The 16,449-nt window shown below is 67.9% G+C and carries 13 protein-coding genes; 6 read left to right on the top strand and 7 right to left on the bottom strand.

Features of this window, described 5'->3' with window-relative positions; translation table 11 throughout:
- The first annotated feature begins 60 nt into the window (after positions 1 to 60).
- A complete protein-coding gene (locus P0M04_RS09240) occupies positions 61 to 873 on the top strand; it encodes a TOBE domain-containing protein (RefSeq protein WP_371877373.1) in 813 nt (270 codons plus the stop codon).
- A gap of 47 nt (positions 874 to 920) precedes the next feature.
- Entirely contained in the window at positions 921 to 2,765 is a 1,845-nt protein-coding gene (locus P0M04_RS09235; RefSeq protein WP_259451820.1) for a patatin-like phospholipase domain-containing protein, read from the top strand.
- A gap of 3 nt (positions 2,766 to 2,768) precedes the next feature.
- On the opposite strand, the gene P0M04_RS09230 is transcribed toward P0M04_RS09235, so the two are convergent.
- On the bottom strand, positions 2,769 to 3,116 hold the full coding sequence (locus P0M04_RS09230; RefSeq protein WP_259451819.1) for a GFA family protein: 348 nt from the start codon (positions 3,114 to 3,116) through the stop codon (positions 2,769 to 2,771).
- 333 nt (positions 3,117 to 3,449) lie between these two features.
- Here P0M04_RS09230 and P0M04_RS09225 point away from each other — a divergent pair, with 333 nt between their 5' ends.
- Entirely contained in the window at positions 3,450 to 3,638 is a 189-nt protein-coding gene (locus tag P0M04_RS09225; RefSeq protein WP_281042397.1) for a hypothetical protein, read from the top strand.
- Between the two features lie 4 nt (positions 3,639 to 3,642).
- Here P0M04_RS09225 and P0M04_RS09220 read toward each other — a convergent pair whose 3' ends face one another.
- The gene (locus P0M04_RS09220) at positions 3,643 to 4,968 is read right to left on the bottom strand and encodes a hypothetical protein (protein ID WP_259451817.1); all 1,326 of its coding nucleotides are present in this window, start codon (positions 4,966 to 4,968) and stop codon (positions 3,643 to 3,645) included.
- A 115-nt stretch (positions 4,969 to 5,083) separates the two neighbouring features.
- Positions 5,084 to 6,424, bottom strand: a complete 1,341-nt coding sequence (gene tssK, locus P0M04_RS09215; RefSeq protein WP_371877378.1) for a type VI secretion system baseplate subunit TssK — start codon at positions 6,422 to 6,424, stop codon at positions 5,084 to 5,086.
- 211 nt (positions 6,425 to 6,635) lie between these two features.
- On the opposite strand from tssK, the gene tssE reads away from it, so the two are divergent.
- The 3 genes from tssE to tssG are packed head-to-tail and all read left to right on the top strand — an operon-like array spanning position 6,636 to position 10,071.
- Positions 6,636 to 7,139, top strand: a complete 504-nt coding sequence (gene tssE, locus P0M04_RS09210; protein ID WP_259451815.1) for a type VI secretion system baseplate subunit TssE — start codon at positions 6,636 to 6,638, stop codon at positions 7,137 to 7,139.
- A 2-nt stretch (positions 7,140 to 7,141) separates the two neighbouring features.
- Positions 7,142 to 8,998: a type VI secretion system baseplate subunit TssF gene (gene tssF, locus P0M04_RS09205; protein ID WP_259451814.1), complete on the top strand. Its 1,857-nt coding sequence runs from the start codon at positions 7,142 to 7,144 to the stop codon at positions 8,996 to 8,998.
- Positions 8,962 to 10,071, top strand: a complete 1,110-nt coding sequence (tssG, locus tag P0M04_RS09200; RefSeq protein WP_259451813.1) for a type VI secretion system baseplate subunit TssG — start codon at positions 8,962 to 8,964, stop codon at positions 10,069 to 10,071. The genes tssF and tssG overlap by 37 nt, the downstream gene beginning before the upstream one ends.
- A 9-nt stretch (positions 10,072 to 10,080) precedes the next feature.
- Here the strand turns inward: tssG and P0M04_RS09195 are convergent, their stop codons facing one another.
- The 4 genes from P0M04_RS09195 to P0M04_RS09180 all read right to left on the bottom strand — a co-directional run bounded on the left by P0M04_RS09195 (position 10,081) and on the right by P0M04_RS09180 (position 16,440).
- Positions 10,081 to 10,800, bottom strand: a complete 720-nt coding sequence (locus tag P0M04_RS09195) for an MOSC domain-containing protein (RefSeq protein WP_259451812.1) — start codon at positions 10,798 to 10,800, stop codon at positions 10,081 to 10,083.
- A gap of 94 nt (positions 10,801 to 10,894) precedes the next feature.
- Positions 10,895 to 14,029, bottom strand: coding sequence for an efflux RND transporter permease subunit (locus P0M04_RS09190; RefSeq protein ID WP_259451811.1), 3,135 nt, complete (start codon positions 14,027 to 14,029; stop codon positions 10,895 to 10,897).
- Positions 14,030 to 14,039: 10 nt separating this feature from the next.
- Positions 14,040 to 15,224 (bottom strand): efflux RND transporter periplasmic adaptor subunit, encoded by a 1,185-nt coding sequence (locus tag P0M04_RS09185; protein WP_259451810.1) that lies wholly within the window; start codon positions 15,222 to 15,224, stop codon positions 14,040 to 14,042.
- Positions 15,225 to 15,234: 10 nt separating this feature from the next.
- Positions 15,235 to 16,440 (bottom strand): TolC family protein, encoded by a 1,206-nt coding sequence (locus tag P0M04_RS09180; protein WP_259451809.1) that lies wholly within the window; start codon positions 16,438 to 16,440, stop codon positions 15,235 to 15,237.
- Between the last annotated feature and the right edge of the window lie 9 nt (positions 16,441 to 16,449).

Below are 16,449 nucleotides of genomic sequence, written 5' to 3'. Positions count from 1 at the left end.
CGACTCCAGTTCATCATCGCTATATAGTAGAGTATATAACGAAACGGAACAGGACAGATCGTGGAAAACGACAACACAGGCTTCGCGTTGCAGGGCGCCGTCTGGATGACGGTCGACGGCGAAAAATTCGGCGGCCAGGGACGGGTCGAGCTGCTGGCCGCGATCGCTCAAACGGGGTCGATCAGCCAGGCCGCGAAAGCGATCGGCATGAGCTACAAGGGTGCGTGGGACGCGATCGACGCGATGAACAACCTGGCCGGCGAAGCGCTGGTGGAACGCGTCGCCGGCGGCAAGGGCGGCGGCGGCACGCGGCTGACGGCGCGCGGCGAACAACTCGTCACGAACTTCCGGGCGCTCGAGCAGCTCCACCGGCAATTCGTGGAACAACTCAACGGGCAGGCCGGCAACCTGTCCGCCGACCTTACCCTGATCAGCAGGCTGAACATGAAAACGAGCGCACGCAACCAGTTCTTCGGCACCGTCTCCCGGGTCCAGTCCGGCGCCGTCAACGACGAGATCGAACTCGACATCGCCGGCGGCCACAAGATCGTCGCCATCGTCACGCACGAGAGCACGGCGAGCCTCGGCCTCGCGCCGGGCGCCCAGGCGTTCGCGCTGGTCAAGGCATCGTCGATCATCCTCATGACGGCAGGCGAGGGCGCGCGCTTCTCGGCCCGCAACCAGCTCGCCGGCACGATCTCTCGCCTGGTGCCGGGCGCCGTCAACACGGAAGTCGTCCTCGACCTGACGGGCGGCGGCAGCATCGCCGCCATTATCACCAACGAGAGCGCGCGATCGCTCGAGCTGGCCGAGGGCAGGACGGCCACGGCCATGTTCAAGGCATCCAGCGTGATCGTGGGTGTACCGGGGTAAGCGCTAATCGCTCATAATCGACGCATCATGCATGAGCGTCGAAAGCGATGAACGATTTCTTACCGAAAGAATGCGATATCGTGATGGAAGGCGGGGTGACCTCCGGCGTGGTCTACCCGGCGTTCGTGGCGCGGCTGGCCGACAAGTTCACCTTGCGCTCGATCGGCGGGACGAGCGTCGGCGCGGTGGCGGCGATCGCGGCGGCGGCGGCCCAGTTCAAGCGCAACCGCGTGCGCAAGGACGGACAAGGTGAGGACGACGGTTTCCATCTGCTGGCCCGGCTGCCCGGCAGCCTGCAGGAGGCCGTCGGCAGGTACACCCGCCTGTTTTCCCTGTTCCAGCCTTGTGCCGCACTGCGTCCGCACTTCCGCGTGATCGCGGCGGCGCTGAACGAAACGAGCAGGACGAAGGCGTGCGGCTACCTGTCGTTCGCCATGCTGTGGAATTTCCCGCTCGGCGCCGTGGTGGGCGGGGGCATGTGGCTGCTGGGCTTCCTGATCAGCAGCAGCCTGCTCGGCGGGCACTGGCCAACCGTGCCCCTCGTCGGTCTCGCCAGCGTCCTGTGGTTCGGCCTGTGCATGTTCGTGGGCGCACTGGCCGGGGCGCTGCTGCAGGCCACGTGGTCGGCATGGCGCGGCCTGCGCGCCAACCGCTGCGGCATCTGCTCCGGGCTGCGCACGGACGCCGACAATCCGCCTGCCCTGACGGAATGGCTGCATGGCCTCGTGCAGGACATCGCCGGCCTCCCGCTCGACGCGCCGCTGACGTTCGGCCAGCTGCGCACATCCGAGCCGCCGATCGAACTGGCCCTGATGACGACGGGCCTCTCCGAACTGCGCGCGCACCGCCTGCCGCATTCGAGCGCCGACCTCGTGTTCCGCGCCTCGGAAATGGCCGCACTGTTCCCGCCCGCGATCGTCGACTGGATGAAGGCACGCGCGCGCCACACGCGCCACGGTGCACGCACGGTGACCGTCCTGGAACGCATGAACGCCGCCGGCGAGGATTATTACTTCATGCCCGATCCGGACGACCTGCCGCTCGTGGTGGCCGCGCGCATGAGCCTCAGTTTTCCCGTGCTGCTGCAGGCCGTGCCCCTGTACCGCCTGCGCGCGCTGCCGGTGCACGGGGAAGGCGTCGACCTGCTGCGCGTCTGGTTCTCGGACGGCGGCCTGACCAGCAATTTTCCCATTCACTTTTTCGACAACATCCTGCCGACCCGCCCGACCTTCGGCGTCACCCTGCAGGGCGACTTGGCCGACGACGACCCGTTCGCCGCGCGCGTCTCGCTCCCGACGAACAACAACACCGGCGTGACGGCGGCGTACATGCCGGTCGACGAGGCCGACGGCCATCCCTCGCTGCCGCGCTTCGCGGGCGCCATCCTGCGCACGATCCGCACGTGGCGCGACGAAGCGCTGAAGCGCACGCCGGGTTACCGCGACCGCGTCGTGCAAATCCGCCATACCAAAAAGGAGGGTGGCCTGAACCTGAACATGACGCGCGCCGCCATCGACGTGATGAGCCGCAGCGGAGACGAGGCGGCGCGCCAGGTGATCGAACGTTTCCTGCATCCAGTCGAGAAGGAAAACGGTTGGCTGAACCACCGCTGGGTGCGCATGCGGAGCACGGCGGCCGTCCTGCAGGAGACATTCGCGCCCCTGTCCGAAGCCTGGCACGACGCGCGCCTGACGCCATCGTACGAGGCGCTGTGGATGGCCCACGGCGTAGAGGCCTTGCCCGCCTACCAGCTCAGCAAGGCAAACCGCACGGCCGGCTTCGCGCTGTGGGAACGCATCGTCGCGCTGCCGCAGGACGTGGCGCCGGCGGAGTTGTCGGCCCACGCACCGCGGCCGCAGCCGGAACTCGTGATCGCGCCGCGCCTGAACTGACGGTCAGGAATCGCGGCCGTCGTAATGCTGCACCGGGATCGCGTCGAGGTCGATGCCCTCGATGCAGCGCAGGTTGATGGCCGCCATCGGATTCCCCTTCGGATCGACCCCTTCCGCATACGGATGGATGCCGCACGTGGGACAGAAGCGGTGCTTGATGACGTGCTTGTTGAACGTATAGGTGGCGGCCGCGTCCTCGGGCGTGCGCAGGCGGAACTGCGCGCGCGGCACGAACCAGAGCAGGGAGCCCTTGCGCTGGCACATCGAACAATTGCAGGCGAGGGCGCCCTGGATTTCTCCCTCCACTTCGTATGCCACCTGGCCGCAGTGGCAGCTGCCTTGATAAATCATGTGTCGTCTCCTCCGTGCGTTGAGCTACGGGGCCCATGGTAGCGCAGGATTTTTGCAAGCGCATGTGTCGGGGCTCGCGCCCGACACAATCGGACACCAACCGCTGCGCGCAACCCGCTAGAGTGGCCGTATCGTCATCGACAAGGTGCAGACCATGACCTCCGGTTTGATCAGGAAGCTCCTCCCGCTGGCAGCCGCCGCGCTTCTCGTACCGCTACCGGCATTTGCACAAGGCGTGAACGTCTGCGCGCTCGTCTCCTGCAGCGCCAGCGGCCAGCGCGCCGCCGTGCTCGACGAACCGGTGCCAACGCCCCCGCCGCGCGACCTTCCATCGTGGCACGCCGCCCCGCGCAGGACGCCACGACGCGCGATCCGTGGGCACGCCGCTTCCAGGGACGGGAAAACGAGGACGAGGATGTCTGCCTGCTGAACGTCGGCATCGGCGGCCAGCTGGCCAGGAAGGGATCGATCGACAGCCACGTGCTGGGCCGCACGCAGGCATGGCGCGCGCCGGCCCGTTGAGAGTTCAACCGACGGGCCGCACGACCGTGGCGATGCGGCGGCCGGGCACCTCGCTGGCGAGGCACAGCACCGGCGCCTGGCGCACGCCCGCGTAGTGCGCACCCAGTGCAAGCGCCGTCACGAACGTAACCACGCCGCAAGCGCCACTTCCCGTCCCCACGTGCACGACGTCCTCGCTGCCGTCGAGTTGCCGCATCGTCGTGGCGGCATATTCCATCAACTCGACCACGGGGCGCGACCGATGGCCGGTATCGGCGACGATCATCGCCACATCGCCGGCATTGCCACCCGCATCGACCAGCGTGCGTTCGACGAGTCCCGCGAGCACGCGATCGGGTCCGCGCCGGCGTGCGCCGGCCGGCGCCGCGACCTGCACTTCCGCGAGGGGCGCCAGCAGCGCGGCCGCCTGGCCATCGGACGCCCCCGCCAGCGCTGCACCGCCCAGCAACAGCCCGGCGGCGCCTTCGCCCGGCATCATCCCCTGCGGCTGCGCGGCCGTAAACAGGATCTGTTCCGACGCCCAGCGCGCGACCGTCGCCTCGCCCACATGCGACGCTGCCGCCACCACGAGCGTGACACCGGGCGCTGCAGCGGCCGCAGCAATGCCGGCCACGGGATCGCCACGGCCAGCCTCACACGCGGCCGCGCCGATCTCGCCGCGCCATCCCGCCTGCGCCGCCGTATGCCGCAGCCACGCGGCAGCCGCATCACGCTGTCCCTCGGACCAATCCGCCGGCAGCAGCGGCGACACCTGGAGCCTGGGCGCGGCGTCATCGCGCACGCTCCACTCGATCGAAGCGCGTCCTGCGAGCTCCGCCACCACGCTGCTTGCCAGCGTCAGCGCGCGCCATTGCTCGTCGCTGAAGTTCGGCTCGATGCCGCCGTGCGCCGCCAGCCAGTCGGTGACATCTTCCCGCAGCGCGTTGTCGCGGGCGTCCTCGCAGCGGGCGCACATCACCGGGAAGCCATCGTCGTCAACGAGTTCCCGGTCCAGATCCGGCCGCGCCTTGTCGTTCGCGATGGCGGCCGCCAGTTCTTCGGGCGACGCGCCTTGCGGGGCGCGCAGTGCCGTCGCGAGGATCGCCAGGGGCTGTGCGTGCGCCGGACTTGCGGCGGTCGTGGCCGGCGCCGCCTGCTGGGGAGGCGTATCCGCCTGGACGGCGCTGCGCTGCGCGATCCATTTATGTCCGATAAAGCCCGCCAGCAGCAGGGTCATGGGCAGGCCGAACAGCAACAGCATCCATTCCGGCGTAGCGGGCACGCGCGCGCTCGTGCGCCACCAGAAGATCGTGCCGCCCCAGCAGGCAACGAAGACGGCGGCGGCGATCATGGCTTGTTTGATCCACCCGGGGACTGAATGAGAAGCGGGGAGCGGTTCGGCGGTGAGGGGTGTCGACATGATGGTGTGCAGTCAAAGGTTGTCAACGGGGAACATTGCTGCGGGCTCAGGCGGCAACAGCCATCAGTTCGAGCTTCAGCCCCTTCATCCCCGACGGCACGTAGATCGCCATCGATTGCGCCTGCAGCATGCGTTCGTACATCTGTCCCTTGGCATCGAGGATGAAATAACACGTGTCGGGGCGCACCGGTATGGCGGCGGGCAGTTGCGGCGCGTATTGCAGGCGTACGCCGGGCAGGGCGGACAGCACGCATTTCTCGACGTCGTCCGGCGCGCCGACCTTGAAACGCAGCGGCACGGTGTCGACGAGTTCCAGGGTCGGGATGTCGGCCGAGACGGCAATGTAAAAGGTGGTCTTGTCGTCGATCTTGCCGGAGTCGAGCATGCCGTGGTGGTACGACGGCCGCACTTCGTTCAGGACGATGGCGAAGTACTTCGACGAGATCACGGTGTCGAGCAGTTCGCGGATGATCTGGAACAGCTTGGCGAAGCCGGGGCCAGGGTCGGCGTGCTGGTAAACCGGCAGGTCGGTCAGCGTCCAGCTTTTCGAAAACGTCATCAGCGCACCGGCTACGCCGAGCAATTGTTCGTGCAAGCGTTCCGGGTGCAGGTCGGGATGGTGAAGGTAGTGGGATAGCGATGCGCAGGCGGAGCTGGCGGTGTGCAAGAGCCAGAACGACGACATGTCGCCGGAACGGAATTCGATCACGTTGCGGCTCGGCTCGCGGTGGTGGCCGTACAGCGAGCTCACCTTGGCCTGCAGCGCCTCGAGCAGGCGGCGCACTTGCTGGAACAGGGCGGGTGCGGCACCCACCGACAGGCTCGGCGACAGGAAGGACGGGTCCAGCTCGAAGCCGCCGGACGGGGCGCGGCGCAGGCGCAGCACCGGAAAGCTGAGATAGGCGTCGCGTGGCTCGAATTCGGGGACGAGGCGCACGGTTTTCCTGAGGTAAGACACGGACGCCGGCGCTGCCTGGGTGTAGAGGTCGGGCGTTTCCTCGTTTGTCTGCACGAAGCGGACCGTCTTGGTCGGCTGGCCCGGCTGGGCGAAATTGCCGCTGAAGGGTTTCAGGCCGGGCAGGGCGGCGTAATACGTGATGGTTTGCTGGGACTGCGGAAACTGGCTGAGGTCGACGGTGTCGGGCAGTTCGTCGGCACCCGGTGCATCGACCAGTTCACCATCCTGGAAGCGCAGCGCCAGCTCGAGGATGCGTAACACGTTGCTGGACAGCGCCTCGCGGTCGATCTGCAGCGCTTCGATGCCCCAGGCATACGGGTGTACGGCCCGGATGCTCTTGTACAGGCGGTGTTCATGGTACTGGTCCTGGCGCTGGAAATGCTGCGGACGCAGGAGCAGGCCTTCGCCCCACAACACCTTGCTGGCCATGTTGCCGATCATCGTGCTCGTCATGCATGTCCTCCAGTCAATGACTTGTTCCAAGTCGATCACCTTAGTCCTTCACGGCACATTTTTTTTCGCAACGACCTGCAGTTTTGCTACTGCTCAAAGTAACCGTGGGTCATTCCCAACTGAACTATTTTTTCGCGCTCGACTGTGTGAAGATGCCGGCTTGCGCTGCCGGCATGGAGGAGCTTCGATGGAAGGGTTCACGCCTGGATTTTTCGACCGTCTGCTGGGCACGTCGGTGCGCGGCGTCGGCAACGCCACCATCTCGCGCATGACCGCCGAGGATTTCAAGGATGCCGTCGCACGCGACCTGGAGGCGTTGTTGAACACACGCTCTGTCATCCCGGAAAATTCACTGCAGGGTTTTCCCGAGTGCAGCGACTCACTCGTCACCTATGGCTTGACGGATTTCGCCGACCGCTCGCTGTCGAGCCCGAGCGACCGCGCCTACATCTGCGAGTGCCTCGAAAAGACCATCGCCCGTCATGAACCGCGCCTGCGCAATGTAAAGGCGGTACTGGAAGTGCGCGACGAGAATGCGGTGAACCGATTGAAATTTTCGATCACGGCGGTGCTCGTCGCCAGCGCATCGGAAGAACCGGTCAATTTCGATGCGCTGCTGCAGCCGTCGACCCTGCAGTACAGCATCAGCAAGGCGGCCAGGGCGTCGCTGGCCGCGTCCGCGCGAGGCTAAGCTTGGAACAATTGCTACCGTATTACGAGCGCGAGCTCGGCTACCTGCGCCGCCACCTACGCGAATTCGCCGAGCGCTATCCCAAGATCGCGGGCCGCCTGCTCATCAGCGGCGAAGTGTGCGAAGACCCGCACACGGAACGCATGATCGAATCGTTCGCGCTGCTGAACGCACGCATCGCCAAACGGCTCGATGACGACTATCCGGAATTCACGGAAGCGCTGTTCGACGTGCTGTACCCGCATTACCTGCGGCCATTTCCCCCCTGTTCGATCGCCTGCATGGACTTCGGCGGCACCGCCGAGCAGCAGACGGGCGTCAGCGTCATGCCGCGCGGCACCGCGCTCAGTACGCGGCCCGTGCGCGGTGCGGCCTGTACGTTCCGCACCGTGTATCCCGTCACCGTCGCACCGATCGCGCTCACCGGTGCCGCGTTTTCCGCCATCATCGACCATCCCGAAGCCGTGCGCCTGCCGGAAGGCGCGGGCTCCGGCCTCAGCCTGACACTCACCGCCACGGCCGACCAGCTGCGCCTCGGCCGACTGGCCCTGCCGCGCCTGCGCGTGTTCATCGACGGCGAGGCGTCGTTCTGCGCGGCGCTCCGCGACACCCTGTTCATGCGCGCGGCGGGCGCATACGTCGAGGCGGATCGCAACGGCCGCTGGTTTCCGCTGGACGCGATCCCGATCGAACCCGCCGGCTTCGCCGACGACGAAGCCCTGATCGATTTTCCCGCCCGCTCGCACGCCGCCTACCGCCTGCTGACCGAGTACTTCTGCTTCCCGGACAAGTTCAACTTCTTCGACATCGACCTGGCCGCGCTCATGGCCGCGCTGCCAACCGCGCTGGCGGCCGGAGCGACGACCGTCACCTTGCACCTGGCGCTGTCGGGCCTGCGCGCGGATTCGAACACGGCGCGCATGCTCGGCACGCTGTCGACGAACAACCTGTTGCTGGGCTGTACCCCCGTCATCAACCTGTTCAAGCAACGCGGCGAACCGATCCGCCTGACCCACGCCAGCGCCAGCTATCCCGTACTGGCCGATGCGCGCCGCGCCTTCGCGTACGAAGTGCACTCCATCGAATCCGTCAACCTCGTGCGCCAGACGCCGCAGGGAGAAACGGTCGTCGAATTCCACCCGTTCTATTCTCTCAAGCACGCCCAGACACCCGAGCAGAACGGGCATTACTGGGTCTTGCGGCGCGACGAGACGCTGGCCGAGCGCAGCCCCGGCTACGAGACGCAGATCGCCATCGTCGACATCGATTTCGACCCCGCCGCCGTCGAGACGCAAACGCTGAACATCGAACTCATCTGCAGCAACCGCGACCTGCCGGCCTTGCTCTCCTATGGCCAGCGCGGCGGCGATTTGTTCCTCGAAGGCGGCTCGAACGTGAAGACGATCAACTTCCTGCGCAAGCCCACGATCACATACCGCTTCGAGAGTGCCCGCAGCGCCCACTGGCGCCTGATCTCGCACCTGACACTGAACCATTTGTCGCTGGCAAATGGCGGCGTCGATGCCTTCCGTGAAATGCTCGCCTTGTACGACCTGCCCCGTTCGCCGTCGTCGCAGCGCCAGATCGGCGGCATCGCCGGCATCGAACAGCGCACGGCCAGCGCCTGGATGGAGGGCAATCCGTTCACCTGCCTCGTGCGCGGCGTCGAGGTGCGCATCCTCATCGACGAGGAAGCCTTCGTCGGCAGCGGCATCTACGCATTCGCCCACATCATCGAACGGTTTCTCGCCCTGTACGTGCACGCCAACAGCTTCACGCAACTGGTGGTCGTGTCCAATAAAACCGGAGAGGAATTATTGAAATGCCTACCGAGAAGCGGCGATTTGAGCCTGCTGTAATCGAACGCCTGTTCAGGGAACCCTATCGTTTCGAGTACTTCCAGGCCGTGCGCATGCTCGAGCTCTGGCTCAAGCGGCACGGCCGGCCCCAGCACGACGCCAACGCCCACGACGTTATCTCCCATTACGTACGCTTCCAGAACTCGACGTCGCTCGGCTTCCCGGCCAGCCAGCTGGAAGCCATCCAGCCCGAGCCGCGCGACCTCGAATGCGGCGCGCACGCGCTCGGCAAGGCGCTGCAGGAAGCCAGACTCAGCTACATCCGCGTCACCCCATCCTTCATGGGCCTGCTGAGCGCCACCGGCGTGCTGCCGGCCCATTACACGGAGCGCATCGCCGAACACCAGCAGCGCCAGTCCGACGAGGGCCCGCGCGCCCTGCTGGACACCTTCTCGAACCGTTCGCTGGCGCTGTTCTACGCGGCCTGGCGCAAGTACCGGCTGCACTTCAAATACCAGCTCGACGGCCAGGACACCTTCCTGCCGCTGCTGCTGGCGCTGGCCGGGCTCGGCCAGAATGCGCTGCGCCGCCGCCTGACACACGACAGGGACGGTGCGCTGCTGGACGAAACGATCGGCTATTTCGCCGCGTCGATCCGCCAGCGCCCACCCTCGGCCGTGCAGATGGGGCGCGTGCTGTCCGAGTACTTCGGCCACCCGGTGCGCATCGAGCAATTCGTCGGCGCCTGGTACGACGTGCCGCCGGCCCAGCAGACCGTCCTCGGCCACGCCACCGCCGTGCTGGGGACGAGCGCGATGGCCGGCGTCCGCGTGTGGCAGCGCGACCTGCGCCTGCGCGTCGTCGTCGGTCCCCTGGACCACGCCGGTTTCACATCGTTCCTGCCGGGCGGCCTCGCGGCGCGTGCCCTCAAAAGCATGCTGGGCCTGCTGGCCGGCGTCACGCTCGAATACGAAGTCGAACTGATCCTGCGCGGCGACGAGGTCCACAGCACCATCCTCGGCCCCGCGCAGGGCGGGCACCTCGGTTGGGACGCCTACCTCGTCACCGGGCCGCAGGCGGATGACCGCGGCGACGTCCGCTACGCCCTGCAGCCGATCGACCAGCCGGCCTGACGAGCGTTCCTACGGCACCACCTCGGCGGAAAACAAGCGCTCGGCCGGCGCGGGATCGAACAACCCGTGCCCATCCCAGCGCGGCAGGGCAATATCCGATTGCGTCGGCACCGCCCTGCCCGCATAGAACGGCCCGAGCCGGGCGATGATGCCCGGGAAGGCGCGGCAATAACTCGACGCGACGCCCGCCAGCTGGGCCAGCCGTTTATAGGTGATCACACTCTTGGGCGGCAAGGTGTCGAGCACGTGGACGATGCGCTCGCGCCAGTCGTCGGACCACGCCGGCAGCGTCGGACCCGCGATGCTGATCCGGTCGCCCGGGCGGATCCCGCCGCCGCGCAGCACGCGCGCCAGCATGCCGCGCCGTGTGCCGATGCGTGTCGACAGGCCGGGGTGGTGCGCGTCCAGGTGACCGCAGGCTTCGCACTGGAACATCAGCCGCAGCAGGACGCCATCGCCGACCTGCAGCACGGTGCCGGACGCGAGCCGCGACGTGTCGACGTCCACGAGCAGGTTTTCGCGCAGCGTGTGGGGCGGCAGCGCGAGCGCGTCGTACGCATCCGTACCGGCCAGCAGCAGCTGGCGCGGCGACAGCGGGTCGGCGTACACGTCGCCCTCCAGTCCCTGGTAGGCGATGGCCCTCACGCCATCCACGCGCACGGGCGGCGCGGCCAGGGTGGGACGCAGGGCCAAGGCTTCGATCCGTCCGATGCTCATCTGCTTGTTCATGTGCGTGTCCGTGTCAGTAAGCGATAAGCGATGACAAAGTCTGCCACAGGTGCGGCCGGTCCGGATGGCGTACCGGACGGCCGCACCATGACGCTCAACGATAGGCCGGATCGCGGGAACTTCGGTGCGCCCACGTGTACAAGGCGGGCAGGATCAGCAAGGTCAGCGCCGTCGACGACAGGATGCCGCCGATGACGACCGTCGCCAGCGGCCGCTGCACCTCGGCCCCGGTACTCGTCGCCAGCGCCATCGGCAGGAAGCCCAGCGACGCGACGAGCGCCGTCATCAGCACGGCCCGCAGGCGCACTTGCGCGCCCTCGCGCATGGCGTCTTGCGCCGAGTGCCCCTGGTCGCGCAGCGAACGCACGAACGTCAGCATCACGAGGCCGTTCAGCACGGCCACGCCGGACAGCGCGATGAAGCCGACGGCCGCCGATATCGACAGCGGCAACCCGCGCAGCCACAGCGCCAGCACGCCGCCCGTCATGGCGAACGGGATGCCGCTGAAGACGAGCAGGCCATCCTTCACGCTGCCGAACATCAGGTACAACAGCGCGAACACGAGCGCCAGCGCGGCCGGCACGACGAGGGCCAGGCGCTGGCCCGCGGCCTGCAGGTTTTCGAATTGGCCACCGAGACTCAGCCACACGCCCGCCGGCAGTTTCAGCCTGTTCAAATCGGACTGCAGCGCGGCGACGAACGATCCGAGATCGCGCCCGCGCACGTTGGCCGTGACGACGATGCGGCGCTTGCCGTTCTCGCGGCTGATCTGGTTCGCTTCCGGCACGAAGTCCAGGGTGGCGATCTCGGACAGCGGAATGCTGGCGCTACGCCCGTCGCGTGCGGGCAGGGAGATGGGCAGGCGGCGCAAGGTCTCGACGTCGTTGCGCGCCCCTTCCGGCAGGCGCACGGTGATGGCGAAGCGGCGGTCGCCTTCGAACACCGTGCCGACGTCGCGGCCGCCGACGAGCGTGCCGAACGCTTCCTGCACGTCCGCCACGTTCAGGCCGTAGCGCGCGGCCTTGATGCGGTCGACGGCCAGGGTCAACGCGGGCAAACCTTCCGTCTGCTCGATTTTCACGTCGACCGCGCCCGGCAGCCGATCGAGAACCTGGGCGATGCGCTGGGCCGTCGCGAGCATGGTCGCCGTATCGTCGCCGAACACTTTCACGGCCACGTCGCTGCGCACGCCCGAGATCAGCTCATTGAAGCGCAGCTGGATCGGTTGCGAGAACTCATAGTTGTTGCCGGGGATGCGGTCGGCCGCTTCCGCGATCGCGGCCACGAGTTGCGCGTGCGTTCGGCGCGGCTTCGGCCACTGGCTTTCCGGCCGCAGGATCAGATAGCTGTCGGCCACGTTCGGCGGCATCGGATCGGTCGCCACCTCGGCCGTGCCGATGCGTGCGAACACGCGCTCGATCTCGGGGAATTCGCGCAGCAGCGCACCTTCCAGCTTCTGCTGCATCGCCACCGACTGCTGCAGGCTCGTGCCGGGAATCCGCAAGGTCATCACGGCGAGATCGCCTTCGTTCAGGTTCGGCGCGAACTCGGTGCCGAGCCGCGTCGCCAGCAGGCCTGTCAGCAGCACGGAGAGCGCGGCGAACGTCAACGCCACCGGGCGGTTGCGCAGGGTCCAGTCCAGCAGCGGCCGGTACCAGTCGCGCGCCTTGTGCATCAGGCGGTTGTCGTGTTCGGCCACGTCGCCGCTGACGAACAGCGCGACGGCGGCCGGCACGAACGTCACCGACAGGATCATCGCGCCGACCAGCGCCATCACGACCGTGAGCGCCATCGGATGAAACATCTTGCCTTCGATGCCGGACAGCGCGAGCAGGGGCAGGTAGACCGTCATGATGATCACCTGGCCGAACAGCAGCGGCCGGCGTGCTTCCGCCGCGGCGAGCGCCACCTCCGTGCGGCGTTCCGCGCCGGTCAACGGCCGCCCGACCTCGGCCTGGGCGATCCCGAGCCTTCGGATGCAGTTCTCGACGATGACGACGGCGCCGTCGACGATGATGCCGAAGTCGAGCGCGCCGAGGCTCATCAGGTTGGCGCTGACGCCGGCCCCCACCATGCCCGTGAAGACGAGCAGCATCGTGAGCGGGATGACGAGCGCGGTGACGAGCGCCGCGCGCAGGTTGCCCAGGAAGGCGAACAGGATCGCGATGACGAGCAGCGCCCCTTCGACGAGGTTGTTGCGGACGGTGCGAATCGCCTTGTTGACCAGCACGGCGCGGTCGTACACGGGCAGCGCCTGCACGCCGGGCGGCAGCGAGCGGTTGACCTCATCGAGCTTGCGGCGTGCACTGTCCGCGACGGCGCGGCTGTTCTGGCCGATCAGCATGAAGACGGCGCCCAGCACCACTTCTCTCCCGTTTTCCGTGGCGGCGCCGGTGCGCAGTTCGCGGCCCGGTTCGACGTCGGCCACGTCGCGCACGCGCACGGGCGCGCCATCGACGACGTCCAGCACGATGTTGCGGATCTCTTCCAGCGTTTTCACCTGGCCCGGCGTGCGCACGACGAACTGCTCGCCGCCCCGCTCGATATAGCCGGCGCCCGCGTTGACGTTGTTGCGGTCGATGGCGTTCACCAGCGTCGCCAGCGACAGCCCGTGCGCGGTCAGCTTCGCCATGTCCGGCGCAACCTGGAACTCCTTCAGGTAGCCGCCGATGGTGTTCACTTCCGTCACGCCCGCGACGCCGCGCAGTTGCGGTGCCACGATCCAGTCCTGGATCTCGCGCAGGTCGGCCGGAGAATAGGGCGTGCCATCCGGTTTCAAGGCGTCGGGGCGCGCTTCGACCGTCCAGTAAAAGATTTCGCCGAGGCCCGTCGCGATCGGGCCCAGCGCCGGTTCGGCCTTGTCCGGCAGCCGGCTCTTCGCCTGCTGCAGCCGCTCGCTCACGAGCTGGCGGGCAAAATAAATGTCGGTGCCTTCCTTGAAGACGACGGTGACCTGCGACAGGCCGTAGCGCGACAGCGACCGGGTCTGCTCGAGCCGGGGCAGGCCGCTCATCGCCGACTCGATGGGGAAGGTGATGCGCTGCTCGACTTCCAGCGGAGAATATCCCTGCGCGGCCGTGTTGATCTGCACCTGCACGTTGGTGATGTCGGGCACGGCGTCGATCGGCAGGCGCTGATAGTTCACGACGCCCAGTCCGGCGAGGGCGAGGACGGCGAGTACGACCAGCCAGCGGCGCGCGATGGCGAATGCGATAAGTTGTTCGAACATGGGCGCCTCGTCAGTCCTCGTGCCCGGCTTCGCTCTTGCCGAGGTCCGCCTTCAGCAGGAAGCTGCCGCCGGCCGCGACGACTTCTCCCGCAGCCAGCCCGCGCACGATCTCGATCCGCTTGCCGTCCGAGCGCCCGGGCACGACGTCGCGCAGCGCGAATCCGGCCTTCGTGCGGACGAATACGACGCTGTGCTCGTGGATCGTCTGGATGGCATCGCCGGACACCGTCACCGGCACCTGCGCCTGCTGCCCCATCAGGTCGACACTGGCCAGCATGCCCGGTCGCAGGCGCGCATCGCGGTTCGGCAGGACGATGCGTGCCGTCGCCATGCGCGTCGTCTCGCCGAGCACGGGGCCGACGAATGCGACGGTGCCGTCGATCTCGCCCGGCTGCGTGCCCACGCTGATCTTCGCCGCCATGCCGGTGCCGACCTGGCCCAGGCTGTCGGCCGGCACGGCCGCTTCGATCCACACGTGCGACAGGTCGGCGATCGCGAGCAACGGTTTGGATTCGTCGACGGCCTGGCCCACGACGGCAGGCTTCTCGACGACGACGCCGGCGATCGGCGCGCGTATCGTGACGCTGCCGGACACGGTGCCCGCATCGATGCCGAGGGCGGCCAGATGCTGCGCCGCGGCCTGCGCGGCGATCTCCGCTTCCTTCATCGCCGTCGCAGCGGCGTCCAGGTCCTGGCGGGCCGAGATGCGCTCGTCCCACAGCGTCTTTTCACGCTGGTACGTCGTGCGGGCGAGCTGCAGGCGCTGGCGCGCGCTGGCGGCGTCGGCGCGCCACTGCGCGACGGCCGGGCTCTGGATCGTCACGAGCGCCTGCCCTTTGCGCACCAGGGCGCCCGGCGACACCAGCACGGCCTGCACGATGCCCTGCGCGGGCGCGGCCAGCGCAACGGTGCGTTCCGCGTCGGTTTTGACTTGCGCGGGCAGGTGCAGCCGCTGCCGCAAGGTGGCCGGGGCGGCCGTGTCGAGGGCGATGCCGTTGGCCTTGATCTGCGCCGCCGTCATCGCGATGCCGCGTGCGCCCGCATCTTCCGCTGCGCCGGTTTCCGCGCCGCGGTCGTCATGGCCGTGCGCGTCCTTCGTGGGCGTCGTGTCCTGACGCGTGAACAGCATCAGGCCAGCCAGGAGGAGGGCGAACGCGCACATCAGCGCGATCGCCAGGGTCTGTTTCTTCGTCATGGTGTTCTCTTCAATCCTGATCGGTGCCGGCGAGGCGTTCGATGTCGGCCCAGGCGCGCCAGGCGGTTTCCAGGCTGTCCCACTGGCGCGTCTGCACCTGGAACCACGTGCGCTGCGCGTCGAGCACGTCCAGGAAGGAAAACTTCCCGTACTCGAATCCTTTCAGCGTCTGCTCGTACGCGGACTTCGCACCCGGCACGACGTCGTCGCGCAGCAGCCGGGCCTCTTGTTTCGCCGTTGCGTACCGCGTGTGCGCGGCCGTCAGCGCCGCCGCCGTCGCGACCCGGGCAGCAGCCAGTTCGTCGTTCGCTGCATCGGTACGGCGCAAGGCCGCGCGCAACGCATCCTCGTTGCGGTTGAACAGGGGCAGCGGCACGGACAGGCCGACGACGGCCTGGCGCCGGCCCACCTGGTCATCCTTTTGCGTGCCCACGGACAGGGTCACGTCCGGGACGCGCGCCGCCCGCTCGACGTCCGCCTGGGCCTGGCGCGCCGCGAGCTGGCCGCGTGCGCGGTGGACGGCGGCGGATTCACGGGCCAGCAAGGTAGCGATGGGGGCGGCGTCCGGCAGCCGCTCGCTGTCGTCGTCCAGTGCGAGGGTGTCCGAAGGACGGCCAACCAGCGCGCCCAGCGTCGTGCGGGCGATGGCCAGCGCGGCCGTCGCCTGGGTCAGCGCGGTCGACGCGTCGACCGCGGCCAGGCGGGCCCGCGTCTCGTCGATGGGCGAGATTTTTCCGGCCGCCACGCGCTTGCCGGCCACGTCGACGGTCCGGCGCGCGAGGTCCGTCAAGGCTTGGGCGAGGGCGAGCCTGTGTCCGGCGATCAGGACGTCGTGGTAGGCGGCGATGACGTCGGCGCGGATGGCCAGTCGCTGCGCCAGCCGGTCGCCGCGCGCGACGTCGGCCGCACCCTGGGCGAGGGCAACGCGGGCCCGGCGTTTGCCGCCGAGCTCGATCGGCTGGTTGATTTGCACGGTGGTCGTGCGCGTACCTGCCTGCTGGCCTTCGCGCAGCCAGGACAGCTCGGGATTCGGCAGGCGGCCGGCCTGGCCGACCAGTGCGTCGCTTGCCGCCACCTCGTGCGCGGCCGCGCGCGCGGCGGGCTGGTCGAGGGCGAGCCGGATCGCTGTGGATAAATCGATGGGGGCGGCGCCGCAGCGCCAGGCGAATGCGGATGCGAAAACAAGCACCGCCAGCTTTTGTCTGGATGTGTTCATACGTGCTCC

The sequence above is a fragment of the Telluria mixta genome (genome assembly GCF_029223865.1).
Taxonomy (GTDB): domain Bacteria; phylum Pseudomonadota; class Gammaproteobacteria; order Burkholderiales; family Burkholderiaceae_D; genus Telluria; species Telluria mixta.
This window is presented reverse-complemented; position numbering and strand designations above follow the sequence as displayed.

What these genes read in the sequence shown, in the direction of transcription:
- P0M04_RS09235 (WP_259451820.1), top strand. Translation starts at nt 921, where the DNA reads ATGAACGATTTCTTACCGAAAGAATGCGATATCGTGATGGAAGGCGGG.
- P0M04_RS09230 (WP_259451819.1), bottom strand. Translation starts at nt 3,116, where the DNA reads ATGATTTATCAAGGCAGCTGCCACTGCGGCCAGGTGGCATACGAAGTG.
- P0M04_RS09220 (WP_259451817.1), bottom strand. Translation starts at nt 4,968, where the DNA reads ATGATCGCCGCCGCCGTCTTCGTTGCCTGCTGGGGCGGCACGATCTTC.
- tssK (WP_371877378.1), bottom strand. Translation starts at nt 6,424, where the DNA reads ATGGCCAGCAAGGTGTTGTGGGGCGAAGGCCTGCTCCTGCGTCCGCAG.
- tssE (WP_259451815.1), top strand. Translation starts at nt 6,636, where the DNA reads ATGGAAGGGTTCACGCCTGGATTTTTCGACCGTCTGCTGGGCACGTCG.
- tssG (WP_259451813.1), top strand. Translation starts at nt 8,962, where the DNA reads ATGCCTACCGAGAAGCGGCGATTTGAGCCTGCTGTAATCGAACGCCTG.
- P0M04_RS09195 (WP_259451812.1), bottom strand. Translation starts at nt 10,800, where the DNA reads ATGAACAAGCAGATGAGCATCGGACGGATCGAAGCCTTGGCCCTGCGT.
- P0M04_RS09190 (WP_259451811.1), bottom strand. Translation starts at nt 14,029, where the DNA reads ATGTTCGAACAACTTATCGCATTCGCCATCGCGCGCCGCTGGCTGGTC.
- P0M04_RS09185 (WP_259451810.1), bottom strand. Translation starts at nt 15,224, where the DNA reads ATGACGAAGAAACAGACCCTGGCGATCGCGCTGATGTGCGCGTTCGCC.
- P0M04_RS09180 (WP_259451809.1), bottom strand. Translation starts at nt 16,440, where the DNA reads ATGAACACATCCAGACAAAAGCTGGCGGTGCTTGTTTTCGCATCCGCA.